The sequence below is a fragment of the Pirellulales bacterium genome, assembly GCA_036490175.1.
Lineage (GTDB): Bacteria > Planctomycetota > Planctomycetia > Pirellulales > JACPPG01 > JACPPG01.
Map to the genome: position 1 here is coordinate 44,346 of DASXEJ010000019.1, position 26,068 is coordinate 70,413.

19 protein-coding genes are annotated in these 26,068 nt (G+C 61.3%); 10 read left to right on the forward strand and 9 right to left on the reverse strand.

What is annotated here, in order from left to right; translation table 11 throughout:
• Positions 1-178: 178 nt before the first annotated feature.
• Positions 179-2,434 carry a transglutaminase family protein gene (locus VGG64_01820; GenBank protein ID HEY1598310.1) on the reverse strand — a complete coding sequence of 752 codons (2,256 nt, stop codon included), beginning with the start codon at positions 2,432-2,434 and terminating at the stop codon, positions 179-181.
• A 202-nt stretch (positions 2,435-2,636) separates the two neighbouring features.
• Here VGG64_01820 and VGG64_01825 point away from each other — a divergent pair, with 202 nt between their 5' ends.
• The 3 genes from VGG64_01825 (at position 2,637) to VGG64_01835 (ending at position 6,045) form a co-directional block, all read left to right on the forward strand.
• On the forward strand, positions 2,637-4,052 hold the full coding sequence (locus VGG64_01825; protein HEY1598311.1) for an amidase: 1,416 nt from the start codon (positions 2,637-2,639) through the stop codon (positions 4,050-4,052).
• Between the two features lie 105 nt (positions 4,053-4,157).
• The gene (locus VGG64_01830; GenBank protein HEY1598312.1) at positions 4,158-5,222 is read left to right on the forward strand and encodes a tartrate dehydrogenase; all 1,065 of its coding nucleotides are present in this window, start codon (positions 4,158-4,160) and stop codon (positions 5,220-5,222) included.
• Positions 5,223-5,289: 67 nt separating this feature from the next.
• Positions 5,290-6,045, forward strand: coding sequence for a hypothetical protein (locus VGG64_01835; protein ID HEY1598313.1), 756 nt, complete (start codon positions 5,290-5,292; stop codon positions 6,043-6,045).
• A 32-nt stretch (positions 6,046-6,077) separates the two neighbouring features.
• Here VGG64_01835 and VGG64_01840 read toward each other — a convergent pair whose 3' ends face one another.
• The 4 genes from VGG64_01840 to VGG64_01855 form a co-directional block, all read right to left on the reverse strand.
• Complete coding sequence (locus tag VGG64_01840) at positions 6,078-7,064, reverse strand: NAD-dependent epimerase/dehydratase family protein (GenBank protein HEY1598314.1); 987 nt, start codon at positions 7,062-7,064, stop codon at positions 6,078-6,080.
• A 99-nt stretch (positions 7,065-7,163) separates the two neighbouring features.
• Positions 7,164-8,399, reverse strand: coding sequence for an FAD-dependent oxidoreductase (locus tag VGG64_01845; protein HEY1598315.1), 1,236 nt, complete (start codon positions 8,397-8,399; stop codon positions 7,164-7,166).
• A gap of 114 nt (positions 8,400-8,513) precedes the next feature.
• Positions 8,514-9,374, reverse strand: coding sequence for a phosphotransferase (locus VGG64_01850; GenBank protein HEY1598316.1), 861 nt, complete (start codon positions 9,372-9,374; stop codon positions 8,514-8,516).
• Positions 9,375-9,471: 97 nt separating this feature from the next.
• Positions 9,472-11,664: a PQQ-dependent sugar dehydrogenase gene (locus VGG64_01855; GenBank protein HEY1598317.1), complete on the reverse strand. Its 2,193-nt coding sequence runs from the start codon at positions 11,662-11,664 to the stop codon at positions 9,472-9,474.
• Between the two features lie 192 nt (positions 11,665-11,856).
• On the opposite strand from VGG64_01855, the gene VGG64_01860 reads away from it, so the two are divergent.
• Positions 11,857-13,392 carry a CehA/McbA family metallohydrolase gene (locus VGG64_01860; protein ID HEY1598318.1) on the forward strand — a complete coding sequence of 512 codons (1,536 nt, stop codon included), beginning with the start codon at positions 11,857-11,859 and terminating at the stop codon, positions 13,390-13,392.
• 55 nt (positions 13,393-13,447) lie between these two features.
• Here VGG64_01860 and VGG64_01865 read toward each other — a convergent pair whose 3' ends face one another.
• Positions 13,448-14,716: a hypothetical protein gene (locus VGG64_01865; GenBank protein ID HEY1598319.1), complete on the reverse strand. Its 1,269-nt coding sequence runs from the start codon at positions 14,714-14,716 to the stop codon at positions 13,448-13,450.
• A 572-nt stretch (positions 14,717-15,288) separates the two neighbouring features.
• Between VGG64_01865 and VGG64_01870 the strand changes: the two genes are divergently transcribed.
• Positions 15,289-16,902 carry a diguanylate cyclase gene (locus VGG64_01870; protein ID HEY1598320.1) on the forward strand — a complete coding sequence of 538 codons (1,614 nt, stop codon included), beginning with the start codon at positions 15,289-15,291 and terminating at the stop codon, positions 16,900-16,902.
• A 47-nt stretch (positions 16,903-16,949) separates the two neighbouring features.
• Here VGG64_01870 and VGG64_01875 read toward each other — a convergent pair whose 3' ends face one another.
• Together VGG64_01875 and VGG64_01880 are read right to left on the reverse strand one after the other, a co-directional pair.
• On the reverse strand, positions 16,950-17,267 hold the full coding sequence (locus tag VGG64_01875; GenBank protein HEY1598321.1) for a hypothetical protein: 318 nt from the start codon (positions 17,265-17,267) through the stop codon (positions 16,950-16,952).
• Between the two features lie 151 nt (positions 17,268-17,418).
• Positions 17,419-18,627, reverse strand: a complete 1,209-nt coding sequence (locus tag VGG64_01880) for a sodium-dependent bicarbonate transport family permease (protein ID HEY1598322.1) — start codon at positions 18,625-18,627, stop codon at positions 17,419-17,421.
• Positions 18,628-19,430: 803 nt separating this feature from the next.
• Here VGG64_01880 and VGG64_01885 point away from each other — a divergent pair.
• Positions 19,431-20,102, forward strand: a complete 672-nt coding sequence (locus VGG64_01885) for a response regulator transcription factor (protein ID HEY1598323.1) — start codon at positions 19,431-19,433, stop codon at positions 20,100-20,102.
• Positions 20,083-21,543, forward strand: coding sequence for an ATP-binding protein (locus tag VGG64_01890; protein HEY1598324.1), 1,461 nt, complete (start codon positions 20,083-20,085; stop codon positions 21,541-21,543). The genes VGG64_01885 and VGG64_01890 overlap by 20 nt, the downstream gene beginning before the upstream one ends.
• Before the next feature lie 119 nt (positions 21,544-21,662).
• Here the strand turns inward: VGG64_01890 and VGG64_01895 are convergent, their stop codons facing one another.
• Positions 21,663-23,042 carry a DUF1501 domain-containing protein gene (locus VGG64_01895; GenBank protein HEY1598325.1) on the reverse strand — a complete coding sequence of 460 codons (1,380 nt, stop codon included), beginning with the start codon at positions 23,040-23,042 and terminating at the stop codon, positions 21,663-21,665.
• 447 nt (positions 23,043-23,489) lie between these two features.
• On the opposite strand from VGG64_01895, the gene VGG64_01900 reads away from it, so the two are divergent.
• From VGG64_01900 to mnmG, 3 genes are all read left to right on the forward strand, one after another.
• Positions 23,490-23,963: a DinB family protein gene (locus VGG64_01900; GenBank protein HEY1598326.1), complete on the forward strand. Its 474-nt coding sequence runs from the start codon at positions 23,490-23,492 to the stop codon at positions 23,961-23,963.
• Between the two features lie 50 nt (positions 23,964-24,013).
• Positions 24,014-24,172 carry a hypothetical protein gene (locus VGG64_01905; GenBank protein HEY1598327.1) on the forward strand — a complete coding sequence of 53 codons (159 nt, stop codon included), beginning with the start codon at positions 24,014-24,016 and terminating at the stop codon, positions 24,170-24,172.
• 207 nt (positions 24,173-24,379) lie between these two features.
• The coding region (gene mnmG, locus VGG64_01910) for a tRNA uridine-5-carboxymethylaminomethyl(34) synthesis enzyme MnmG (GenBank protein ID HEY1598328.1) at positions 24,380-26,068 on the forward strand (1,689 nt) is incomplete at its 3' end.

Below are 26,068 nucleotides of genomic sequence, written 5' to 3' on the forward strand. Positions count from 1 at the left end.
TCATAAGGCCGAGAGTGTCTTGCGGATGCGCAATAATAATCGAGAGAGAGATTGGCGATAACGTAGGCCGCGCTGGGCCAGCGCAGTCTACGTTGTCGCTATACAATTCTCCACGGCCCATTGCTTCGGACCGTGGAACGCTGTCGCACGGGGGGCGGCGGCAACGGGCGACGGCAGTCTATTTTGCCGCTCGGTCGAGGAAGGCGCGAAAATCTTGCAATGCGCCCCTATCCAGCCCCTCGGCCGGATGTTCCAGCAACCAATCGGCGTCTGCTACGGCGCCAGCACGGTCTCCGTTCTGCGAGCGGAGCATGGCGCGGTCGAATCGCGCCCGGTGGGCCTCGGGTGAGATGGCCAACAAGGCATCCAGATAGCGCAGCACGGCGCGGTTGTCGCCGCTCATGCCGGCCACTTCTTTCAGGTTGTAGAGGATCCGCACCACGATCGCGCGCTTGGTCGTCGCCTTTTGTTGCTCTTCGGTTAGCGGCGCACGCGTGGCGGCCAATACCCGCCGGCCGGCTTCCTCTGGACTGACCACCTGGCCGCCATCGAAGACGTCGATCAGCCGACTTTCGCCGCCAGTTGGTACATACCGCACGACGAAATGACCGGGCAGGCCGACTCCTTCGACGTGCAACGACAAACGGCGGGCCAACTCCATGTAGACGATCGACAACGTGATAGGTAACCCTTCGCGATCGTCCAAAACTTCGTTGACGTAGCTGTTCGCACGGTGGTAGTAGTCACCGCGACTGCCGTGGAAGCCGCTTTCGTCGAAGAAAAACTTGTTCAGCGCGGAAAAACGGGCGGCTTCGTCTGGCATCTCTCCCGATTTCGCCGTAACGTCAGCAGCCATGCGATCGAGTTGACGACGATAGCTCTCAACATCGATCTCGTCGTTGTCCAATCGCGCGATTGCCAATGCCGCGGCGAGCAGGTCGATCGATTCTTCTGGTTGGTCAAGCACCTTGAGCAATTCGGCATGGGCATGCACCTGGCGTAGCGAATCGCTCAGGCGGCGCAGCTGCTCGGCCTGATGCGACAACGCCTCGGCGCGATCCGTCAGCGCCGCGGTTGTCACCGCCGAGTTTTCAGCCAGCTGTTCGGCCAAGGCGATGCCAGGATGGCTATCGGCCGGCATCTCGTCGAGCAGTCGATCGATGCGTGCCACGGCTTCGGCCGAAGGTGCCGGTGCCGTTAGTTCCCGGCCCACGCGAAAACCCTTGAACTCGGCATGCGTCTCGCGAAATTTGGCAAAACCGACTTTGCCCGTGGTTGCTGTCGAGACGTGGGTCGTGATCACTTCGTGACCATTGACGCGGCAGACGATCCGTTGCGGCTCGACGCGCACGTGCAGCGTGTTCCACTCGCCCGCCTTATAGAACGGGCTTGCTTGTTGCGCGAGGATGGTCCAATTCAACACGTCCGGACCGTCGAAACGCGTCAGCCGCATGGTGCCGGCCGTGGGATAGAAGCCGTAGTGCTTGTCGCCGCCATCGGCGCCGAAAACCAATCCGGCGGCGCCGGCCTCGTCGTCGAGCCGTACGGTCGCGGTCAGTTCGAAAGGAACATCCGGAGGGGCCTGCGATGACAAGCAAAGCGAGCGACCGCCGAATCCGTCTCCTTCGCCGTCGACCAACACGCGGGCTCCGCGTGCGTGCCAGTTGGCGCCGAATACCGGCGTCCATTCGGCCGCGTCGAGGGCGCCTTGCTTCACCCAGCGATCGATGGGCACCGGGTTGGGACGCGCCAAAAGGGGCTTCAGGTCGTTGATGCCGACGGCGAAACCCAGATTGTTGGTTACCAGCGACTTCAGCGTCAGAATGCCGCCGACGTGACCTTGCATATCGACCAAGGGACCGCCGCTGTTGCCCGGCTCGACGGCGATGGCTAGCTGAATCATTTTTCGGCCGTCGATCTCGCGCTGCCCTGATACGACTCCCGCCACAACGCTGTGTCGCAGCCCCATGGGATTGCCAAGTGCGACGACAGCTTGTCCGGGGCGCAAAAATTCGGAATCCGCCAGCTTTAGCGGCGTCAGTCCTGTTGCGTCGACCCGCAGAATGGCCAGATCGAGGAAGCGATCCGATGCATGTACGCTCGTTACTTCGTGCCGCTTGCCATCAGCCATTTGCACCGTGATCGGCCGACCTTCGCCGATGACGTGCAGATTTGTGGCGATCAATCCGTCGGCCGACACGACAAAGCCCGAGCCCAAACCATGCTTGCGGCCGTCACGGCCACCAACGGTGATCACGGCCAGCGAGGGCCGAGCGCGCTGATAGACGTCCTCGACGGACTTGCGCGTGCCAGTCTCGCGCTCGCTAGTGGCCTCGGGTTTTGCTTCGTCGGCGAATATGCCGGCCGGCGCGAAGCTCGCAATGCACAGCGCCAACATGGAAAAAACTGTTACGCGCTGCGACGCAATGGACATTAAGCAGCTCCTCGATCAAAAGTCATAGACCAAATGCGGCAGGCGTCATGCGGCACGCTCCGCACGGTTTGACACCTGGTGGACGCGTCTCCATGATAGGAGGCCGCCAGGCGAATGGCAAAAAACCTCGCGTGGCGCTAGGGGACTGGCAGCTGAATCGACGGCAAATCTTCGATTGTCGGCACTTCGCCGATGCGCAGCAATGACGAATGAACTTTGTTGGATGCCCGCCTTGGATCTGGCCGCGGCCATTCGCGCGCGGCGGGTGTCGCCCGTCGAGTTGGTCGAAGCAGTCCTCGCACAGGTAGACCGGCTTAATCCGCACTTGACCGCGATTGTCACCCGCACCGACGAACTGGCCCACCAGCAAGCCCGCCAGGCTGAAGAAGCTGTCATGCGAGGGGACGAGCTGCCGCCTCTGTGGGGCGTGCCGATTACGATCAAGGACCTGCACCTGACCGAGGGCATTCGCACGACGATGGGCTCGAAGTTGTTCGAGCAGTTCGTGCCCGACCACGATCAGCCGATCGTGGAACGATTCAAACGAGCCGGCGCGATCATCTTGGGAAAGACGAACACCTCGGAATTCGGTCTCATTCCGCTAGCTGCTAACGCATTGTTTGGCGATTCGAACAATCCCTGGGACGGACGCTTTAATACAGGCGGTTCTAGCGGTGGCGCGGCTGCTGCCGTGGCCTGCGGCATGGGGCCGTTGGCCACCGCCAGTGACGGTGGCGGATCGATCCGCATTCCGGCCACCTTTTGCGGCGTCTTTGGTTTGAAGCCGCAGATGGGGCGCGTGCCGCACCTCCCTTTTCCACGCGGCTGGGAGTCGCTGTCGCATCAGGGGGTTCTGTCGCGCACTGTGCGTGATACGGCGCTGGCGCTCGACGTGCTCGCAGGGCCGCACCCGCTCGACCGTTGGAGTTTACCGGCGACCGGGCGCAGCTTTTTGTCGGCCTGCACGGGCGAGGCGCGCGGCTTGCGTCTGGCTTGGGCGCCCCGTTTGGGCGATTTGCCGGTCGAGCCCGAAGTGCTGGCCGTCTGTCAGCAGGCTGCCGAGCGTTTCGAGCAACTCGGCTGTCGGGTGACGCCTTTGGATTTGGATTTGCCCGATCTGGGGCCCGCGCAGCAAACAATCGTGCTATGCGAGGCGGCGGTCGGCATGCAAGCCCGTCGCGCCGAATGGGAGCAATCGATTTTTCCTCCCACCCGCAAGATGCTTCCCAACGCTGACAAGCTGACGTACTACGATCTGGTGCGCGCGCAGTGGGCTCGCGAGGAATACTGGGAAAAAATCTCGCCGGTGTTCGAACAATTCGACGCTTTGCTGACGCCTACCGCGCCGATCACGGCCCCGCTCAACGGCACGTTGGGGCCGAAGGTGATCGAAGGGCGCACGGTGCGACCATTGTCATGGTTGGGGCACGTGGTTCCAGCCAACATGACATGGCAGCCGGCGGCCAGTATGCCCGTGGGTTTTGACAGTCAAAGCTTGCCAATCGGTTTGCAGATCATGGGTCGGCAACACGACGAATGGACCCTGTTGCAACTGGCCAGCGCCTATGAAGCAGCGTTTCCGTGGGCCGATCGAAAACCGCCGCTGGCATTGCCCTGAGCAGTTTGCTTGTGCCCCAGGATTTCTGCGTAAGCTGCGACATCTGCGGATGGATCTTTTCGGGTTCGGCAGTTCGGCCATTTTTATCGCAAGGAGCATTGCTTGATGAAAACGTTGCGGATCGCGGTTTATCCCGGCGATGGAATCGGACCCGAAGTCATCCGGCAGGCGGTGCGCGTATTGAGGGCCGTCGAAGCGCGGCAGAAAGACTGGTCACTGGAGCTGACCGAGTTTCCGTGGGGTGCCGCGTATCACCGGCAAACCGGCCGAGTGGTGCCGGAGGACTTTCTCGAGGTGCTGCGGCCGTTCGATGCGATTCTTTTGGGCGCGGTGGGTTGGCCGGCGGAATTGCCCGACCATGTCACGCTCGCGCCCTTGGTCACCTTGCGTCAGCGCTTCGATCAATATGCCTGCGTGCGGCCGGCCAAGCTCTTTGCCGGGCTGCGGGGTCTGCTTGCCGACAAAGGGCCGGCCGATATCGACCTGGTCGTGGTGCGCGAAAACTCGGAAGGGGAATATGTCGATAATGGCGGTCGGGTGCGCCGCGGCACGTCGGATGAGTATGCCGTGCAGACGGCAATTCACACCCGTCGCGGGATCGAGCGGGTTTTGCGCTTCGGATATGAGCTGGCGCGGACGCGTAGGAACAAGCTGACGATGATCACCAAGAGCAACGCCCAGCGGCACGCTTACGTGCTCTGGGACGACGTGCTGGACGAGGTGTCGCCGCAGTTCCCTGACGTGAGCACCGACAAGCAGCATGCCGACGCCGCGGCTATGAACTTGGTGCGCCGGCCGGAAACGTTCGACGTGATCGTGGCCTCGAATCTGTTCGGCGATATTCTGACGGACCTGGCCGGCACGATCGCCGGTGGGCTGGGGTTGGCTCCCAGCACCAACACCAACCCAGAACGAAAGTTTCCCAGCATGTTCGAACCGGTACACGGCTCGGCCCCCGACATTGCAGGGCAGGGAATCGCAAATCCGATCGCCGCCGTACTGAGCGCCGCCATGATGATGGATTGGCTGGGGGCGGCGGCTGCGGGGAATCATCTGCGCGGCGCCGTCGAACGGACGCTTGCCGCCGGACACAAGACGGTCGACCTGGGCGGGCGGCTATCGACCGAGGCGATGGGAGACTTATTGGTCGCCGCCGTCGAGCAGGCGTAGCAGCGCGGCAAATGATCGTCTACCATGTCGAACAGTCTCTGATCTCGCGCTCTGCGGAGAATTCACAATGTCGGCAATCACTCGACGCCAGTTTGCCCGCGATTCGTTGGGCACCCTGCTGACCATGTCTCTCTTGGAGACTGTGTTCCAACATGAATTGCTGGGTCAGGAGGTGCGGCCCGCCGCGGCCGGTTGGCTGCGCGACATCGAGCAGTTGGGCCAGGACCTGAAAGGGCAGAAGCTCGAACAACTTGTCTGGCAGCAGAAGGTCGAAGAGCTGTTTAGTAAGGTGCCGCTGGCGGACATTTTGGCGCTGATTGATTTCGATCGCTTGGCGAGCGGTGTGAAGTTTGTCGACAACGGCGCGCTCAGCATGCGCTTCAAGTTTCCTGAGGTCGAAGGCGTCCCCAAGAATCTGGTCTATGGGAAGCAAATCTTCGCGCTCAAGAAAGACCGCTCGGTCGTGCCGCATGGGCATAACAACATGGCTACCGCCTTTTTGATTCTGAAAGGGGATCTGCGCGGCCGGCACTACGATCGCCTGAAGGACGAGGCCGATCATTACATCATTCGCCCGACGGTCGATCGCACATTCGTGCCGGGCGAATGTTCGACCGTGTCGGACTACAAAGACAACGTCCACTGGTTCAAGGCGATCACCGAGCCGGCGTTCATATTCAACCTGCACGTGCTGCAGGTGAATCCGGACAATCGCGAGCCGACAGGCCGGCTGTATCTCGATCCCGAGGGGGAAAAGCTGGCCGACGGTTTGATTCGTGCACGGCAATTAAGCTATGACGAAGTTCATAAGCTGTACGGGTAGTCGCGCCGCCGGCCGAGGTGCAGCGGGTTGCGCTACCGAATGCCCTGCTCTTGGAACCACTGCCAGGCATCTCGGGCGGTCTCTTTGACCGGCCTTTGATAGTAGCCGAGCTCACGCTGGGCACGCACACTACTATAGTTTTTTGGCAATCGGCCTAAATCCACGGCGGCCGAGTTGACCTCGGGCTCGTGGCCGGTGACGCGTCCGACGACATTCCCTACGCGTCCGGCGATCATTTGCATGAGAGGACCCGCGCGCATGAGCGGGCGGCGCACGCCACAAATGTCGGCGAATATGCGACAGGCTTCAATCCATTCCATGGTCTTGCCGGCCAGTAGATAGCGTCGGCCCGTGGCACCGCTGTCGCGTGCCGCCAGGATTCCTGTTGCCACGTCGCGCACATCGCACAGGCTCAACCAACCGCGGGGCGCGAAGACCGTCGCGCCGCGAGCGACGGCCAACAGCAGTCGCCCCGACGAGGGTTTCCAGTCCCAAGGACCGAGCATGAAAGCCGGATTCACGACGACCGCGTCCAGCCCCTGGCTGATCTCGTCATCGACAACGCCTTCCGCCGCGCGTTTGGTGACCACATACGGCACCTGGGGTCCGCCGGCAAACGGTGTGTCTTCGTCAGTCGGATGCCTGAGCGAGCAGCGACCGAATACGTCGGTGCTGGAAATGTGAATCATCCGTGCAGCGAATTCTCGGCAGGCGATGGCGACATTTCTTGTCCCGCCGACGTTTATCTCCTCGTAATGCTCTGGGTGTGCCCAGCCGACATTCACGTGCGCGGCGCAGTGAATTACGGTCGTCGTTCCGCGACAGGCCTGGCGTACCGCTGCCTCGTCACGCACATCTCCGGCGTAAACATCGACGTTCAGTCCTGCCAGTGGCCGGCGATCGGTCGTGCCCCGCGCGAGCACGCGCACGGCTTCGCCACGCGATAGCAATAATCGCACCACATTGTTACCAACCAGGCCCGTGGCGCCCGTAACGAGCGTCACCCGATTCGAGCTCATGGATTGCAACTCTCCGTCGATCGGCGGGGAAATCGTGGCCAGGATAGCTTGCGGTTGTGGGGCGAGAAACGTGGGCGAGCGGTCGCCTGCTCGTGAGCGTTATGCTCCGTTCGTAGCGGCGGGTGCGGTGATGTCGTAATACGTGCTATACACCGCGCAGGCCCGGCGTGCCAATTCGTCCTCGTCGAGACGCTGGCCCGCGAACCGTGCCAGAGACATGCCGGACATATCCAATGTGGGCTCGCCGGCGTCGATCCATTCGGCCAGATACTTGCCGACGCCTCCGCCCCCCGATACGCCGTGGGCACAGAATCCGCAGGCGGTCCATAAGCCGCGCACCGCGGCAAGCGGGCCGAGTAGGAAGCCACCATCGGGCGTGAACGACTCCAATCCGCACACCGAACGCGTTAGCGGGCTCGCAGCCACGGCGGGCACGCGCCGGCCGGCGGCGTCCAACAGAACTTTGAAGTGCGCGGCGTCGAACGTCTGCACGGTCGGGTTTTCCGACTGCGGAATCGGCGTGCGAAACGGTCGCGGGTTCTTCTCGTAGCCGCCGACAATCAGCGCGTCATCTTTTTGGCGCACGTAAACCAGGTTGTCGGGATCGCGCAGGTTCGGCAATAGTTTCTCGCTGACCGTCGCCACGGGCGCCGTCTCGACGTATTGGTGTTCCATGGGCACTAGCGGAATCGACACACCGGCCAATCGCCCAATGACAGGGGACCAGATGCCGGCCGCGATCACCAGTGTTTCGGTCTCGACCGGACCACGCATCGTCTGGATGCCGTGGATGGTTCCCTTCGCAACGTCGACCGCCGTGACGCGCGTCTGTGGCTCGAATTGCACGCCGAGGGCGCGGGCATCGCGAATCATGGCCCCCGCCAGCACGGGTGCGGCGGCCGATCCATCTGTCGGCATCAACAGGGCGCCCTCGACGCCAACCGGATTCATCAGCGGGAACAGCTTGGCGGTTTCGACGGCTGAAAGCAGATGTGTCTCCAGCCCACATTGGTCGGCGAATGCCTTTTGGCGGCGTAGCTCGGCCAAGCGCTCGGTCGACGAGGCCAATCGCAGACTGCCGACTTCGGAGAAGCCTGGCACGCCGTCGAGCTGCAAGCCACGATACAGCGAGACGCTCGCTGCGAGCAGGCGCGTCAGACTGACGCTCGCGCGAAGTTGACCGATCAAGCCCGGAGCGTGCGAGGTGGTGCCGCTGACGAGCGCGCCTTGCTCGACGACCAGCACGTCCTTGCGGCCCAATTGTGCCAGGTGCAACGCGATGCTGGCCCCCGCAATACCACCGCCGATGATGACGATTTCAGCGCGAGACTGCATGGTGATCCTGCTTGACGTTTCGTGGTCGACCCGCGTGTTACATGCCGAGGCACGGCGAGGTTTCAAATTTAATCGTTTGCGGCGAAGTTCGGAAGGAGCCCGCCGGGCACCGGCTCAATCCTGGGCCTGCAAAAAGAATCGCCCCAGGTGCTCGCGCGCGTAGCTTGTAAAATCGAAGTCCAGTTGCGAGATACCCGCCTGGGCAAAACCCCACATAGCCTCGCGTAGTGCGGAGACCCTACGCATAGCACGCAACCGCGCGAGCTCCGTCGGTTGTTCGCGGCCGAAGTACAGACGAAGCAATTGCTGCTCCTGGCTTGCGTCCAGTCGATGGTTTTCGGCGAAGTTGCCCAGATCGAAGAAGCGGTCCCCCATGCCGGCGTACTCCCAATCGATGATACGGATGGTCGTGCCGTCGTCGATCAGGTTGCCGGGCAAAAGATCGTTGTGGCAGGGACACGCAGCCGAGGACGTGGCCACGCGCTTTTCAAGCATCTTCAGCTCGGCAATCGCTTGCGGCACTTCAGGCGGCAGCGATACGGCGCGTGCTATGGCCAGATTGTGATAATCGTCGATCGTCAGAAAGGCTGAGAATTCGCCCGGCACCGGCGGCGCGGCGTGTAGGCGCGCTATCGCCGCGACGGCGCGCTGCAAGACGTCGTCGCGGCGAGCGCTATCGACCGACAATACCTGGCCGGCCAAAAATCGCGTCAGCAGCGCGCAATGCTCTGGCAGATAGGCGACAACCTCGGCGCCCACGCCCGCGGCGGCCGCGGCAACCGCGCAGGCATGTTCCCGATCGCGATCGATGCCAAGCTGAGCGGTATTCTGCCCAGCGATCCGCAAAACATACGTGGCGCCGCCCGTTTCCACACGGAAGTTATGATTCGTGATTCCCCCCGATAACGGTGTCACCGTCGCGGGGCCGGCTAGTTCGGGAATCTTGCCGAGGATGGACTCGATGTCGGACGGCACGGGGAGGGGTTCACCACGGAGACACTGAGGCACAGAGAAAGAATAGGGAGCTTAAAGTGCAGGTATTCGTTTAAGCAAATGCGGCATCACCGCTATTTTATTTTACTAGTGGTTTTGCGAGATCCACGATCCACTCTTCTAGCAGGCGGACGGCCGCGGTGTCGACAACGCTCGAGCTCAGGGGGGGCATCCGGCCGCGTTCCGTTCGTGAAATGCGATTGAGCACCAGCGATCGCTCTGGGGCACCAGGCACCAGCAGAAGCCCTGCGGCGATGCCGAACTTGTCGTGCAGCGCGGGCTCGTTCACAAGATTCATCTTGTCGAGCGGAGTGGTGAATTCCATTTCCAGCCGGGCGTTGCCTCCACCGGCAATAACATGGCAGTGCGCGCAGTTGGCATGCAAATAACTGCGGGCACGCGCGTCGACGGTGGCGGACGTGTCGAGCGGGTCGACCAAGGCGACCATCTCGGGCGGGCGCCGGGGAAGCGGATCGCGGAAAACGCCTAGGCGTTCGAATACGACGAGTTGATTCTCTTCGACCTCGCCATAGCGGTGCTTGCGGTTCATCTGGGGCATCGCGAGACCCAGTACGTAGTTGGCCGCGCGAGTGTGGCAAACCATGCACTCGGCGCGACTGGGAAAGTGCCACGTCTGCTCGCGCGGATTGCTGGCTTCCTGATCCATGACTTGTAGCACGCGATCACGTCCAGTGGCCGGCACCAACTCGGCGTCGGTCTGCTCGTCGTTCCACTCGTAAGAGTAGCCGGACCATTCTCCTTGCTCGCGCACCAGCAGCCGCGTTTCCAGTCGCCGGCGCGAGTGGGGATCTCCCGGTTGCATCTCGAAGGAAAATGTCTTCACCGCCACGGCCCCATCCGAGAAGTTCCAACCGTGGGCCTCGGTGAATTGAATTTGGCCGTTCTCTGGCAGCGAGATAAGCCGCTCTTTCTTGGCACCGTCTGACCACAACGGTGAATTAACGGAATAAGGGATCACACCCGCCGCCGGCAGATGGTCGGCGACCGACGCGAAAAGCCCGGTTTCGCTCAGTCGCCTTGGAAAAGGTCTGTCCGTCGCGGGAGCTTCGTTTGCCGTTAGCTCGTAAATGCCCCCTACATAATCGACAATCAGCAACTCGCCCTCGGCATCCGCGCCGAAGCTTGCGATTTGTAGCGCCGTATCGGCTAACTCGCGGTGCCAGGTGATGTGCTGACCGTTGAAGCGAATGCCCCAAATCCGGCCCGTGGCGTAGTCTCCGTAGACGTATGCTCCGCGCAAATCGGGAAACCGTTGGCCATAGTAAACGTGACCACCGGTGATCGAGCGCGCTTCGGAATGTGGATGAGCGATGACCGGAGCCACGACGGGCGTGGGACCCTGCTTGCGCAGCGGCTGAAACGGCAGGTCTCCCTCGGTGATACTCCAGCCATAGTTACCGCCGCGCGTGATCACGTCGATCATTTCGCGCCAGTCCTGTCCGACGTCGCCGACCCACAAGCGACCGGAATCGCGGTCAAACGAGATCCGCCAGGGATTGCGCAACCCATAGGCCCAGATCTCGCCCCGGGCTCCGGTAGTATTGACGAAGGGATTGTCAGGCGGGATGGCATAGCTGCGATCGGCGTCACTGGCATGTACGTCGATCCGTAAGATGCCCGACGGCAGATCGCTCAGGTCCTGCCCGGTGAGATTGGTATCGGAGTCCGAAGTGCCATCCCCGGACGAGATATATAAAAGTCCGTCAGGACCAAAGGCTAGATCGCCGCCGTTATGGCCGTTGGACTCCCATTCCAGAACGACGCGCTGCGTGGCCGGGTTGCAGCACCGCGGGGTGTCGCCGCGGACTTCGTATCGGGCAATCCTGTTGCGCTTTACCTTGGCGTCTCGCGGACCATTACTGAACACATAGACGAAATGGTTTTCGGCATAGCCAGGGTCAAACGTCAGACTGTAGGTTTCTTCACCTACGTCGAGAAACACATCCGCGCGTTCGACGTCCGCTTGGTTGGCGAAGGCCAGCACTTGACCACGCTGCTCGATGACCAGCAGCTGCTTCGTTACAGGGTCGTGCGTGAGGAACAACGGCTGACTTAGGGGTAATCGTTCGAAGACGCGCCGCAGCCGGTAGGGAAGTGGCGGGTCGGGCGTGCCCACCACGTGAGAAGTGGTCCAAGGGACGCGCGTTTGCGTGTCGAACGGTTGTGCTAGCTGTTGCTCGGCAGAAGCAGCGCACGCGACAAGAATACCGGCCGCCGCGATGAACCCAACGATTGTCACACCAACGCGCATCGCATTATTCCGTGGTCTCGGCCAGCCATGAGCACTGGGCGCATGATACCGGCGGACCAGGCCTGGACCAAGCACGCAGGCATCGCTGCAGGGCCTTTGGGCCTGCCTGCGGTGGCACAAGCGGCATGCTAACCTTGGTGGTAGGCTCCGGTTTCCGGCCGGACCCGGATTGTTGAGTGCCACGAGGTTTTCATGCGTCGATTCGTTTTCATAATTGTCTGCACGATGGCATGCGTGGCGATTGCGCCGGCCCGTTGTGCGCAGGCAGCCAGTGGCGGTGAGCTGCGCATCAACGTCGTCGATGCCGACACGCGCGAGCCGATCGCTTGCCGCATGCATTTAAAGAATGGCAAAGGGGTCGCGCAGAAGGCGGCGCGAATGCCCTTCTGGAACGATCATTTCGTCTTTCCCGGCGAACTCAAACTGAAGTTGCCCAGAGGGGAGTACTCGTTCGAACTCGAGCGTGGGCCTGAGTATCTCGATCGCAAAGGCCATTTCACAATTAATGACTATGCCGACGACGAGCAAGTGATCGATCTCAAGCGCGCCGTCAACATGGCCGACGAGGGATGGTGGTCGGGCGATCTACACATTCATCGCACCGAGAAAGACATTCGCCTGCTGATGCAGGCGGAGGATCTGCACGTGGCCCCGTTGATCACCTGGTGGAATGACAAAAATCCCTGGCAAGGAAAGCCGCTTCCCACCGAGCCGGTGGTCCGATTCGACGAAAACCGCATTTACGATCTGCTCGGGGGCGAAGACGAACGAGGCGGGGGCGCCTTATTGTTCTTCAACCTGGCGACGCCGCTGGAAATTGCCGGAGCCGCGCGCGATTATCCGCCGTCGACCAAATTCTTACTGGCCGCGCGGCAACAAGGGCGGGCCTGGATCGATATTGAAAAGCCGTTTTGGTGGGACGTACCTATCTGGCTTGCCAGCGGCAAGGTCGATTCGATCGGCCTGGCCAACAATCACATGCACCGCGACGACATGCTCACCAACGAAGCCTGGGGCAAGCCGCGCGATCGTGGTCGCTTTCGCGATCCGCACGGCAATGGCCAATGGTCCGAAGAGATCTACTACCATGTGCTCAACAGCGGGCTGCGAATCCCTCCTTCGGCCGGCAGTGCCTCGGGGGTGGCGCCCAATCCGGTGGGGTATAACCGCGTGTACGTGTGGGTGGACAAGAAGGACTTTAGCTACGAGGCCTGGTGGGAAGCGTTCAAGATGGGACGAGTCGTTGTCACCAATGGCCCATTGATTCGTCCCTTGGCGAACAATCGCTTGCCCGGACATGTGTTCACCGGAGCGACGGGCGAGGAACTAGACATCGAGATCACGTTGAACCTGGCAACCCGCGATCCGATCAGCTATCTGGACATCGTCAAAGACGGGCGCGTCGTTCAGAGCGTGCGCCTGGACGAAGTGGCCAAGACCGGGCATTTGCCGCCGGTGCATTTCACGGAAAGCGGTTGGGTCTTGGTGCGGGCCGTGACGGACGTCGACAAAACGTACCGATTTGCGTCAACCGCCCCGTGGTACGTTGAAATCGGCGAGCGACCAAGAATCAGCAAAGGCTCGGCCCAATTCTTTCTCGACTGGATGAACGAATTCACCGAGAAGCTGAAGTTCGAGGACCCGGTAGAACGCCGCGAAACTTTGAGATTTCATAACGCGGCCCGGCGATTCTGGGAACAACGCGTGGCCGACGCTAATGCCGATTAACGTCGATCCAGTCTGACACGAATGTCGTCTTCGCGCGGCTCACGACGATGCGTTCTCAGGGGCAGCACTCGGCCACGAGCAAGCCTTGCGATTGTTTGAGCCTGGCTTGGGCGATTTTCCAGGCGGCCACCTTTTCAATTACATCTCCTTCGGCTTGGATCACGGCCAGGTGGGCGGCCGTTAGGTCGGCGAACGTCGCGCCGCTGGACTTGGCGCGGGCTTCGGCATCTCCACGCCGCGCGGTGAGATGGTCGAGGCTTTCCTTGGCGATGGCGATCTGCCGCAACCGCAGCTCGACCGTTTCCGCGGCCAGGCGGATTTCGGCTGCGACCTCTAGCTCGCGGTCGTGCGCATATTGGTTGAGCTGCCGGCGGCGCTCGGGCAACTCGCGCTCGGCGGTGTGCAGCTTGCGCAGCGCACCGACCAGCCCCAACAACCCTCCACAGCCGGAAGACTGCGGCGCCAAACCCAACAGCGGACTTACCTGCGCCAAGGCGGCCCGCGCGGCCGGTAATGAATCTTCGTCCAGGGTGCGGCGCAAGCGACGCAGCATGCTTAGCTCGGGGCGCATCGCCAGGCCGTTTTGTACGGCCTCATCGACGTCGATGCGCTCGACGACGACTTCCAACCGCTCGGTAGGCCAAATCCGCTCTTGCGGCGGCGTTGGTTCGAGACCGATAAGTTGCCAAAGTTGCGCGTTGAGTTGGCTGATCGCGCCGCCCAATTGCGCCTGCTGATCGCGGAGCTCGATTTCGCGGCGCAAGAACCGGTCGTCCTCCGCGGGCATTTTCAAACCTTGCTGTCGCAACCGCTCGATATTCGCCGTCGCCTGTCGCGTTTCGGCGAGGGCGCGAGTCACCAGATCGATGCGGGCTTCGTTCTGCGCCAGCAAATAATAGGCGTTGAGTGCATCGCCGGCCGACCGGTTGCGGGCTTCGAGCGCCGCGGTGCGCAATACGTCATAAGTCAGCGAGTTATCGGTGCGCGAGCAGCCGCCGCCTGCCGACTCGTTAGCGGCCAAGGCGCGCCGTTCGCCATCCAACAGGTTGCCCAGCTTCGAGGCCCGCGCGGCTAGGCATTGGCATTCGGCAGGACCCAGGGCGCGATAGTTGCCCGGCGGATGCGGAAAGCCGAGCACCTGGTCGACCTGCGGCAGACGCTTGACCTGTGCGACGTCTACCTCGCGCGCGGTGCGATCAACAATTTCCAGGCCTTCGCTGGTGGGCGAGGCCTGAACGCCACGGCATCCCTGAACGTCGTGGCTTGCGCAGCCCCCAGCGCAGACCGCGATCCACAGGCAAGGAAGAAAAATCAGGGCGCGCATGCGATCCTCGCGGAGCCGACCAGTCCGTAGTCACTTGTTTCATCGCCGTGCGCCTGCTGAGGGCTGGAACATTTATCTGGGTTCTGCCCAGCGTTCCGGATTCAAGGCGGTTGCCGATGGAAACAGTCGCGATGGCGTCGTGTTTGCGGGCGTGATAGTACGTGCGATGCGCGGTTGTACGGTCTGTGCCGGTGGTAGCGACCGCAAGTATCAGAGAAACATTGCCGGACGAAGAGACTCCTGGCTGCCCGTTTCATAGGCGCTGAGAGCGCCAATCGCATGACAGGGCTGAGACGCGTCGCTTCGTCGCAACGCCTTGGCACGGCCCGCGTAGTGGCGGCGACCTATAGTTCAGAATGGCTGCGCGGATTGTCGAGCATGGTCTCGCGAAGCCGTGGGTTACGCGTTGAACGCATGGTTCGGCGATCGGGGCCGGCACGAACCAGCGCTGACGGTGCGCTGACCATGGATCGAATGTTCGCGTTCGTACCGAAGACGGCGAGACTGCGGGCGACGAGTCGTAAGTGTCGTTCGACAAGCTGAGTTTTAGAAAACCGACAAACGCGTGAACCATGCTGCACCGGAAGGTCTTGATCGCCGACGACGATCCGGATATTCGCCGGCTCGTTGCGCATTGGCTCGAGGCGGCAGGCTACGACGTGCGACACGCCGTCGACGGCCGCGAGGCACTCGAAGCCGCGCATCGCGATTGCCCGCATTTTCTCATCACGGACTGGGACATGCCTGGGCTGGACGGCATCGAGCTGTGCCGCTGTATCCGCGAGGAAACCTTTCCGCACTACATCTACACGGTGCTCTTGACCGCGCACCACAAAGTCGCGGACATGATCCTGGCCTTGGAGACCGGGGCCGACGACTTGCTGACCAAGCCGATTGTCGCAGCGGAACTGCTGGCCCGCCTGAGAGCCGGCGCCAGGGTGATCGAGTTAGAGAACCAGTTGGTACGATTGGCCGGTACCGATCCGTTGACGGCGGTCCCCAACCGCTGGGTATTCTTTGAACACTTCGAACGCGAGCTCGCCCGCGCACGGCGGTACGATTTGCCGTTGAGCTGCGTGCTGTGCGACATCGATTTCTTCAAGACGTTCAACGACACGCACGGTCACATCGTGGGGGATATCATCCTCAAGGCGTTTGCCCAGGTGCTCAACGCCCAGTGCCGAGCGAGCGACTATTTATGCCGCTACGGCGGCGAAGAATTCTGCATTCTGCTGCCCGACACGGACGAGGCCGCGGCGATGGCTTGGGCGGAACGCATTCGCATTGCACTCCGCGATCTGGCGCTACCCTGCCGAGATCAGCATGTCACCATTACCGCCAGCTATGGTGTGGCCGCGCTGACCGAGGGGGTGACCAAGGCCGGCGATCTGCTAGATAACGCCGATGGTGCAATGCGGATTGCCAAACATACCGGCCGCGACCGCGTGGTGAGGTTCAGTGAGATATCCGGCGCCGATGGCGAAGCCGTGCTGGTGGGCGATTTCCGGACTCGGCTCAAGTGCGTTTCGGCGCGAGACGTCATGACGACGCCGGTTGCCTGCCTGACGAGCGACCAGCCCATAGGGGATGCCATCCATTTGTTCCTGCGCAGTCGCATTAGCTCTGCGCCGGTCGTAGCGAGTGATGGCCAATTGGTTGGCATCGTCTCGGAAAAGGACCTGCTTGCCGCGCCCGGGCGGGCCGACGTCTGGCGCGCTCCGGTGAGCGAAGTCATGAAGACGAACGTCGTCTGCTACGACGAAGAAACGCCGGCGATTACGCTTTTCGACTTTCTCTGCCGCGTGACCATTCGCCGCCTGGTGATCGTCAAGCAGGGCGTGCCCACGGGCGTGGTCAGCAGAGCAGGTCTGCTGCGCTGGCTGACCAACGCCCAGACGACGGCCCTTGCAACTGCGGGATCTGCAAGCGATGCAGCGCAGTTACAGCGGATCATCTGTGGGTTGCGGCAGCATATCGCCGCACTCGAAGCCGACATTAGCGCGGCCGGCAGCAGCGTGTCCCTAGTGTCTAGCGCGACGAAAATCCAGGAACTGACGGCCGAGCTCTTGGCGTGCGCCGCGGAGCCGCACGGTGCCGCTGAAACGCCAACCACTTCGATGGCACCGCCGCCGCTAACGGCGGAGCAGTCGTCGCCGGACACGGATCACATGCTGCCCGTCACGTGAACGGTTGCCTTTGCGGCGCCCCGCCAGGGGAACCGCCCCGTGGGCGATTAGTGGTAGAAGGTGTCGCGGCTATCGACTTCGACCGTGTCGAGAAAAGCCGTGATCGGGTAACGCTGCATGCCCCCTTTGTGGACATAGTCCATGATCGCCTCGGCAACCTCGAGTGTGGTGATCATCTCGATCCGCACGCACGACCGATCGGGACTGCTGAACATGTCCTCGACCTGGCCGTGCTCGCCTTTGCCGAAGCAGTACATGCCGTTGTAACCCTTGGCGCCCAGCTCGACGAATTTCGAGAGGAGCTCCTTGAGGAGCATACTCTCGGCAATGACGACGACACGTTTGGTCTCGATTAACTTCGCCATGATCTGTCGTCTCCTACGGGTGCCCGAGTCGTGACCGGCTCTCTATACGTTCCACGTGTCTTACGTTGATCCGGTGAGTACATTCTCAGCGGTAATTAAGCACAGCAGCACAACCCGCAATTACGCGGGTGGTAATCCATCCCCCGCGCGTTTAGGTGGCAATAAGCGGAAAAGAGTCCATGACTTTTTTGGCGATCAGCATATAAACCGGAATTCCGATCGTTACGTTGTAAGAGAAAGTGCATCCCAACGAGGCCGCCAGCGGCAGCGTGGGGCTGGCCTCGGGAATCGCCAAGCGTTGCACCGCGGGTACGGCAATGTATGACGCAGCACCACACAAGACTGCGAACAACGTGTACGTGCCAAGTTCGAAGGGCTGGCCCAGGAACATGCTGTAGCCGTGGGCAATGAAAATGCCAGCTGTCGCGAACACATTCGGCGCGATGATGGCAAAGAGGATGAACGGCCAGCCAGCGGTTTTGAGATCGATCAGCCGCTTGCAAGCCGTCATGCCCATTTCCAGCAAAAACAGGCACAGCGCGCCCTGAAACAGTTGGACGAAAAGCGCATCATCTTGAACCGTGACTTTCTCGCCTTGCAAACGGCTGATAAAACCGATGAGGATGCCGCCGAACAGCAAAAACAGCCCAGGGTTCAGAAACACCTCGTGCAGCAGCGACCAGTTGATGAACGAGGCGAAGCTGCCATTGGTCTTTTGGGATTTTGAGTGGCCCACGGCGGCATGCGCGGCGCTAGTGCCAGGCGACTCGTGTTTGTTGTCATTCTCTCCCTCGGCGGCAATGTCTGGCAACGGATGGAGACCATAACCCGCTTCGCCCGGCATGTTGCCGCGGGCATCCATTCCGGCGCGCCGCAGTCGCGAGACCAGAAACAGCGCGACCAGGCATCCAGGGATCTCCATGACGGCCAGCATGACCGGCATATACGCGGCGGCTCCGATCTTGGCTATCTCCAGCACGCCCTGGCAAGTGACAAACGTACCGGCCGAATCCGAACCGTAATATCCGGCCACCGTGGCCGCGTCGACCTGTCGCAGCTTGGTGAAATTTCGCAGGACGAGGTAGGCGACGACGCCAATGATAAAATTGGTGATGAATCCAATGAGCATGAATCCGCCGGCGTGTAGAAATTCGGATCCAGATAGTTCCGCCAGTTCCTCTCCCCCTTTCCATCCAATGGAAATGAGCAGGTACATTGTCAGGCCCTGGTAGAGGACGTGCGGAAACTCGAAGGGAACCTTCAAGATCGGCACGCTGAAGCCCATGTAGAAGAACAGCAACAACGGCTTGAAAAGGTTGTGCGTAAAGTTCTCCCAGAACTCTTCTAGCATCGGCGGCATGGCGAAACCTTAATGTGGGGCGGGCCAAGGCTGCTCGTAGATGGCGATCATTCTGGAATCTGCGAGCAGTACCCGAGACGGTAAACGGAGTGGACGATTTCTAATCTACAGCCACTGGCTGGGTTGCAGGGCTTAGAAATTCCCGTTCGGCGACGAAGCAGAAGGTGGTACGCGTAACGTGTGGTGCGCGAATGGGTTAGATTGTGACAAACACGGCAACTGTCGTCGACAAAGACAAGCTCAACAAAGGCAGGCGCTGACCGAGACGTGCGGAATGCGCTGCGCCTGTTTCAATCATATGGCAGCCGACTGCAAACTTTCCTGCGGACTGCGTGTGGGCCCGATAGGGATGCGCCGGCAAGAGACGGCAAGTCTTCGCGGCGCAGGCCCTCAGTGATCGCTGTCTGCCAAAGGTGTGTATTGGGCCATTCGTCCCAACCTGGGTACTGGCATATGGTTACAAATCTGTAAACTAGTCGAAATTGGCCGCGCATTTGTCGTGGAACCACTCGACACTACGTCCAGGGCCGGCTCTTTTGACAGGTAGGCGACCTCGGCGCGACAGTCACGATCGGCATGATCGATTCGCGCTGCCAAGGCCCACGATGTAAACTGTACGTACCGGCGCAAGGCCGCGCCGCCTGCACAAGACGAATCAAGAGCGCAGGGCGCCCGGCCAGCGATCAGTAAGTTTGAACGGTGCTCTTAATGGCGGAAACGACAGCCTTCCGGATGGGAATTTGCTGCGTAGAACGTAAGAGCGCGGCGATCGAGTATCGTGGTCACTCCAGGAGGATTGGACCTTGAACGTTCTAGTGGTGGAAGACGATCCCGTCATCGGCAAGGCACTGCGGCAGGGTTTTGTCGAAACCGGCAGTGAATGCGCCTGGGCCAAGGACGGACCTCGCGGCTTGGAAATGGCGAGCAGCCAGCAGTACGACGTCATCATCCTCGACTTGATGTTGCCGCGATTGCCGGGCCTCGAGGTGTTGAAGAAGTTGCGCGCGCAGGGGATCCAATCACCGGTGATCCTGCTTACCGCGCTGGGTTCGGTCGACGATCGCGTGGCAGGGCTGAATTCCGGGGCCGACGATTATCTGGTCAAGCCGTTCGCTTTCACGGAACTGATGGCGCGGATCGAGGCCGTCTGTCGCCGCACGACAACCCGACCTAAACCGGTGATTCAGGTGCGCGACATCACGCTGGACCTGACCACCCGGCGCGTCACGCGCGGCGGCGTCGAGGTCGACCTGACTCCCACCGAGTTCAGCCTGCTCGAATTGTTGATGCGATACGCTGGGCAAGTGGTCACGAGAAAAATGCTCTGCGAGCATCTGTGGCAGTCCGACTGGGAAGGCACCACGAACGTGATCGAGGTGCATATCAACCGGCTGCGCGGTAAGCTCGATCGCAAATTCGGTGAATCCATGATTCAGACCGTGCGAGGCCGCGGCTATGCGATTCCGGCGGCTTAAAGACGTCTTTCGCTCCCTGCGCTTTCGTCTGACGGTGTGGAACACGGCCGTCGTGCTGCTCACCGTGGTGGGGACGCTGATCGGCGTCCGTGAGGCGCTGCGCTTCGCCTTGCGCCATGAAATCGACCAGTTGCTGCAGCAGGACGCGTTGGAGGTCGAGTTGGCCGTTGCCGACCTCTACAAGAGTATGGACAGTCTCGAGGCCATCAAGGCCGAGATGAGCCGCAAGGCGGCCGCTCACGTGGAACGCGGCATGTTCGTCGAATTGCTCGACCGGCAGGACCGCGTACTGTGGTCGAGCCCGAACACCCCGTCGGAGCAGAAGTTCAAATCCGACCTGGTCGACGGCACCATGACCATCGCTGGCCAGCGCTATCGGGTGGTGCAAACCTATCTGCACAAGTCTGGCTTACCGGCCTTCACGGTCCGCGTAGGCTCGTCGTTGGCGAGTGCTGACGAGGATATTGCCAAGGTCACGCAGGTCATGGGCATCGTCAGCGTGCTGATCGTGCTGTTGGCGCCGCTGGGGGGCTTTTGGCTCTCAGGCCGCGCCACGCACCCGCTCGCCCAGATCATTCACACGGCCGATCGACTACGGCCGCGACGGATGGAAGAACGACTGCCGATCCGCGGCACCGGTGACGAGCTGGATCAGCTGTCGGCCACGATCAATCGCTTTCTCGATTTGATCGCCGATTACCTGGATCGCAATCGCGAGTTTGTGGCGAACGCCGCGCACGAACTGCGCTCGCCGCTGGCTGCCATTCAGAGCTCGGTGGAAGTGACCTTGAACAGCGATCGCTCGATCGACGAATACAAGGATCGGCTGGCCGACATCGTCGACGAGTGCAGCAGCCTGGGCTCGCTGGTCAACCAGCTATTGCTATTGGCCGAGAGCGACGCCGACACCATGCAAATCGACAGCAAGGCGGTTTCGCTCGACGGGCTCACGAGGCACTCGGTCGACATGTTTCGCGGCGCCGCCGAGGAACGGGGCGTGGAGCTTACGATCGGCACCTACCAAACGCTCCCCGTGCGCGGTGACGCGCAGCGCCTGCAACAGGTGGTCAACAATCTGATCGATAATGCTGTCAAGTTCACCCCTTCGGGCGGAACGGTTACGGTCGATATGATTCACGATCGTGATCAGCAGAAGGCGATCCTCTCGGTGCGCGATTCGGGCATGGGAATTTCGCCGCCCGATCTGCCGCATGTTTTCGAGCGTTTTTACCGTGGCGATAAATCGCGCCAGCGTGAAATGCAGCCCGGCGGCACCGGCTTAGGCTTGGCCATCTGCCAATCGATCGTGCATGCGCATGGCGGCAAGATCGAAATCCAGAGCACGCCTGGTGTCGGCACCGTGGCGATTGTCCGGCTGCCGGCCACGCCCCAAGACGCCCGGACGGCACAAGCGGCTCCCTTCGCCGGCTCGTCCGCGTAGGGCGATCAGTGCGATACGGTTTCTGGTTTCCCCATGCTGTCCGGCACGTGCCTATTGCCGCCGATCGAGGTAACACTCGCGGCGTCTACACCGGGGAAGAGCTGGTGTTGACGACACCTTTAGAGCAATTCGTGGATCACTTCACCGCCGTCGATGGCCGGCACCGGTCGGCCCGAGTGGTTCAAGAAGCTGATCGACGGATCGATTCCTAGCACGTGATAGATGGTCGCATGCAGGTCGCCGGCCGTTAGCGGTCGGTCCTTGGGTGCTTCGCCGAGGCGATTCGTCGAGCCAACGATCTGACCGCCACGAATCCCACCGCCGCCCATCAGGCAGAACATCGCATTACCCCAATGGTCGCGGCCGGGCGTCCCCATGCTCAGCGGCGGACCGCCGTTACCCCCGTTATTCATGCGTGGCGTGCGGCTGAATTCGCCGCACAGCATGACCAGGGTGCTATCCAGCAGCCCGCGGTTGCTGAGGTCTTCCAACAGAGAAGATATGCCCATGTCGACGCGAGGCAGGCAACTATCCATGCCAGACTTGAGATTCCAGTGATGATCCCAGCCGCCTAGATGTACGGTGACGAACGTGCAGCCGGCCTCGACCAGCCGCCGGGCCAGCAACATGCTTTGACCCCAGCTATTGCGACCATATTGTTCGCGCAGCTTGGTATCTTCGCCGCTGATATCGAACGCCTTTCGCGCCGCGTCGCTGCACACTAATTGGTAGGCGTCTTGCTGGAAACGAGTCATCGACGCCAGCGCGCCTGAAGCGTCTATGTCGCGCCGTAAGCGATCGAAATCCTGGAACAATGTCTGGCGATTACCTAGCCGATCGATCGACAGTTGATCCGGCAGGTTCATGTTCCGCACCTGGAACTTTTCGCTGTTAGGGTCGCCATCGGTCTCGAACGGGTTGTGTTCGATGCCCAAGTAGTTTGCACCGAAGTAACCGGGGCGCAGTCCAATGCTGGCCGCATAGGGTACTGCGACGTAGGCCGGCATGCCTGGACGTCGCGGGCCGAGTGCTTTGGCGGCGATCGAACCGATAGATGGACACTTTCCCCGTTGATCCGCCCCCGACGCACCCCCTCGGCCGGTGAGCATGATGTGGCCGCCGGTGAAGTGATCGCCATTGTTGTGGTGCAGCGAACGGATGATCGAAAACTTGTCGGCCACCTTGGCTTGCAGCGGGAACAGTTCGGAAATCTCCATGCCCGGCACATTGGTCGGAATCGGCCACCACAGGCCACGGTACTCGGCCGGGGCTTCGGGCTTCAGATCGTACAGGTCCATGTGGCCGGGCCCGCCATCGAGCCATACCAGGATCACCGAGGTGTCCTTGCGAGGCGTTCCGCGCTGGGCCGACTCTTCCTTGGCTTTCAGGATGGCCGGCAAGCCCACGGCAGCCATACCGGCGGCGCCGATTTGCACAAAGCTGCGGCGACTCATGCCCTCGCAGTAGGTCGGCGTCTTTCCAGCGTCGAATTTGAACATCGCAGAGTTCCCTCGCGTTGGCGGCAGGATGGGTTGCGGGGTCGGGACTGTCGGCTTGTCCGGGTGCGGTCGTCGGCTCGGCAGTCGCTGGCAGGCGGGATTACGGCGGGTCAGCCGTACGCGCGCTTGTAGAGGCGGCAAACGGCCAAACCCATCAGCAGCGCTTGATACATCCGGATTGTAGAGGATCGTGGCAGACCGGGTCAATAAAAACCTGCCGCTCTTAGGCGGTATTCTGAAGCCGTCACTGCATACGGCCCTTGGTCGGTCGCCGTGAACCTCGGTCGGGCGTTATCCCTCTCGACCAGAGACTTTGCGCGCGATTGCAAGCTGGGAGTGTTACCGGACGGCGTTATGCTAGGACGCGCGGACCGACGGCCCGCCCGTGCAACCAGCCAGGATCTCGTTCGCCCACCAGGAAACCGCGGCCACCACAGGAGCGACCAAATGGACCGACAGTTGATTGAGCATTACATCCAGGGAGCGGACGTATTGCCGCAGGCGATTCGCGGACTCACCGTAGCAGAGCTCAATGCGTTTCCGGTGCCTGGCACCTGGAGCATTCAGCAGATCGTGATGCACATGATGGACAGCGACCTGATCGCCGCCGATCGAATGAAGCGGGTCATTGCCGAGGATCACCCGACGCTCATCGGCTACAACGAGACATTGTTCGCCAAGAACCTTCCCTACGCCGAGCTCGACGCCGCGGTAGCGTGCGACATCTTCGCCAAGAATCGCCGCATGACGGGCGAAATCCTCCGGCGGCAGCCCGACGCCGCCTTCGCCCGCACCGGCCTGCACAGTGAGACAGGCGAAATCACGCTCGCTTACCTGGTTAAAACCTACGCCGGCCATCTGGATCATCACATGCAGTTCGTGAAGAAGAAGCGCGAGGTCCTGGGGAAGCCGTGTGGGTAAGAATAGTGAGGCCCAAAGGGCTTACTGGCGTAGCTGTTGTCGGAGGGAACATGGCGCGCAAGGAAGGAATTTGGGTCAACATCCATTGCGAGTGGATGGGGAGCGGCAAGCATCCGCACGTTGATGAAATGGTCTTTCACGTGCCATCGACACTCGGTCGCGCCGAGCGTTACGTTAGGGAGCATCATGGAATGCCGTACTCTTGGTGAAAACTTCAGTGCTTCTATCCTGACGTCGCCAGGGATGATCCCAAAACGCGTATCTATACTCACCTGGGTAGACCTGCAAAGGATCCACCTTGGAAGTGGGCGATGCACCACTACGTCCAGTACGCCCGCAAAGAAGGGTGGTAAACCGGCTGGACCAGACTCCCCTCCCGCTTGTCCCGTAGCGCCATCGCGTCTTATCATGCCTGCATGCCCACTTCCCAGTATGAATTCGACGTCCTAGTGATCGGCGCGGGTCATGCCGGCACCGAGGCCGCTGCCGCTGCCGCGCGGCTGGGGGCGCGCACCGCACTGCTGACCACGAACTGTGACACGGTGGGCCAGATGAGCTGCAATCCGGCCATCGGCGGTGTAGCCAAGGGGCAGATCGTCCGCGAGGTCGACGCCTTGGGTGGGCTGATGGGCCAGGCGATCGATGCTACAGGCATCCAATTTCGCATGCTCAATCGCCGCAAGGGCCCGGCCATGCACAGCCCTCGCGCGCAGGCTGACAAAAAAGCATATCAACAAGAGATTAAGCGCCTGATCGAAGACCAGCCCGGGCTGGTTCTGCGGCAAGAGGTCGTCGAAGACCTGTTGGCTGAGCCAGTCGACGGGGGCTGGAGGATCAGCGGCGCGGCAGTGCGCGGGGGCGCCGTTTATCGGGCCCCGGCCGTGGTGCTGACCACCGGCACGTTCTTGCAAGCCTTGATGCACACGGGCGAGGCCAAAAGCCCCGGCGGCCGCGCAGGCGAAGGGACCACGGCCGGCATCAGCGGAGCGCTCGCGCGGATGGGATTTCAGCTCGCGCGCTTCAAAACGGGTACGCCGCCACGCCTGAATGGGCGCACGATCGATTACGACCGCACTGAGTTGCAGCCCGGCGACGATGATCCGCAGCCGTTCTCGTTTCTCACCGATGCGCTGCCTCAAGAACAGTTGCCGTGCTGGATCACCTATACGAATGAGCGGGTACACGATCTGATTCGCGCGAATCTCGAACGGGCCCCGATGTACACGGGCCAGATCCGTTCGAGCGGTCCACGCTATTGCCCGTCGATCGAGGACAAGGTCGTTCGCTTTGCGGACAAGTCGCAGCATCAGTTGTTTCTAGAACCCGAGGGACGCAACACACGCGAAGTGTACGTCAACGGCGTCTCGACCAGCCTGCCGCGCGACGTGCAGGACGAGATGTTCCGCTATATCCCGGGCTTGGAACGGGCCGAGATAATGCGCTATGGCTACGCCGTGGAGTATGACTATTGTCCGCCCGAGCAGTTGCAGCCTACGCTCGAGACAAAACAGGTGGCGGGCCTGTACTTCGCCGGGCAGATCAACGGCACGACCGGCTATGAAGAAGCCGCCGGCCAGGGATTGATCGCCGGAGCCAACGCCGCACTGGCCTTGTCGAGTGCCGCACCGCTGGTGCTGGGACGCGAGCAAGCTTATGTCGGCGTGCTGATCGACGACCTGGTCACTCGCGGCGTCGACGAACCATACCGCATGTTCACCAGCCGGGCCGAATATCGATTGCTGTTGCGACACGACAACGCCGACCGCCGGCTTACGCCGTTGGGACATCAGCTTGGGCTGGTCGAGCCGGCACGTTGGGAACGGTTCGCACAAAAACGTGACGAGGTCGAACGGGTCGCCGCGCTAATGGAAACGACGCACGGCGCACAGGAGCCGCTTTCCAAGGTCCTGCGGCGTACCGAAGGAAGCTGGTCAGACGTCATCCAGCGATTGCCCGAGCTGGCCACTGTGCCGGCCGATGTGGCTTATCAAGTGACATGCGATATCAAGTATTCGGGCTATTTGGCGCGCCAGGAGTTGGACATTCAGCGTGCACGGCGACTGGCAGAAAAACGCATTCCAGACAGCTTCAACTATTCAATCATC

Excerpts from the sequence above, each read along its gene's own strand:
- VGG64_01820 (HEY1598310.1), bottom strand. The coding sequence starts at position 2,434 with ATGTCCATTGCGTCGCAGCGCGTAACAGTTTTTTCCATGTTGGCGCTG.
- VGG64_01825 (HEY1598311.1), top strand. The coding sequence starts at position 2,637 with ATGACGAATGAACTTTGTTGGATGCCCGCCTTGGATCTGGCCGCGGCC.
- VGG64_01830 (HEY1598312.1), top strand. The coding sequence starts at position 4,158 with ATGAAAACGTTGCGGATCGCGGTTTATCCCGGCGATGGAATCGGACCC.
- VGG64_01835 (HEY1598313.1), top strand. The coding sequence starts at position 5,290 with ATGTCGGCAATCACTCGACGCCAGTTTGCCCGCGATTCGTTGGGCACC.
- VGG64_01840 (HEY1598314.1), bottom strand. The coding sequence starts at position 7,064 with ATGAGCTCGAATCGGGTGACGCTCGTTACGGGCGCCACGGGCCTGGTT.
- VGG64_01845 (HEY1598315.1), bottom strand. The coding sequence starts at position 8,399 with ATGCAGTCTCGCGCTGAAATCGTCATCATCGGCGGTGGTATTGCGGGG.
- VGG64_01855 (HEY1598317.1), bottom strand. The coding sequence starts at position 11,664 with ATGCGCGTTGGTGTGACAATCGTTGGGTTCATCGCGGCGGCCGGTATT.
- VGG64_01860 (HEY1598318.1), top strand. The coding sequence starts at position 11,857 with ATGCGTCGATTCGTTTTCATAATTGTCTGCACGATGGCATGCGTGGCG.
- VGG64_01865 (HEY1598319.1), bottom strand. The coding sequence starts at position 14,716 with ATGCGCGCCCTGATTTTTCTTCCTTGCCTGTGGATCGCGGTCTGCGCT.
- VGG64_01870 (HEY1598320.1), top strand. The coding sequence starts at position 15,289 with ATGCTGCACCGGAAGGTCTTGATCGCCGACGACGATCCGGATATTCGC.
- VGG64_01875 (HEY1598321.1), bottom strand. The coding sequence starts at position 17,267 with ATGGCGAAGTTAATCGAGACCAAACGTGTCGTCGTCATTGCCGAGAGT.
- VGG64_01880 (HEY1598322.1), bottom strand. The coding sequence starts at position 18,627 with ATGCCGCCGATGCTAGAAGAGTTCTGGGAGAACTTTACGCACAACCTT.
- VGG64_01890 (HEY1598324.1), top strand. The coding sequence starts at position 20,083 with ATGCGATTCCGGCGGCTTAAAGACGTCTTTCGCTCCCTGCGCTTTCGT.
- VGG64_01895 (HEY1598325.1), bottom strand. The coding sequence starts at position 23,042 with ATGTTCAAATTCGACGCTGGAAAGACGCCGACCTACTGCGAGGGCATG.
- VGG64_01900 (HEY1598326.1), top strand. The coding sequence starts at position 23,490 with ATGGACCGACAGTTGATTGAGCATTACATCCAGGGAGCGGACGTATTG.
- VGG64_01905 (HEY1598327.1), top strand. The coding sequence starts at position 24,014 with ATGGCGCGCAAGGAAGGAATTTGGGTCAACATCCATTGCGAGTGGATG.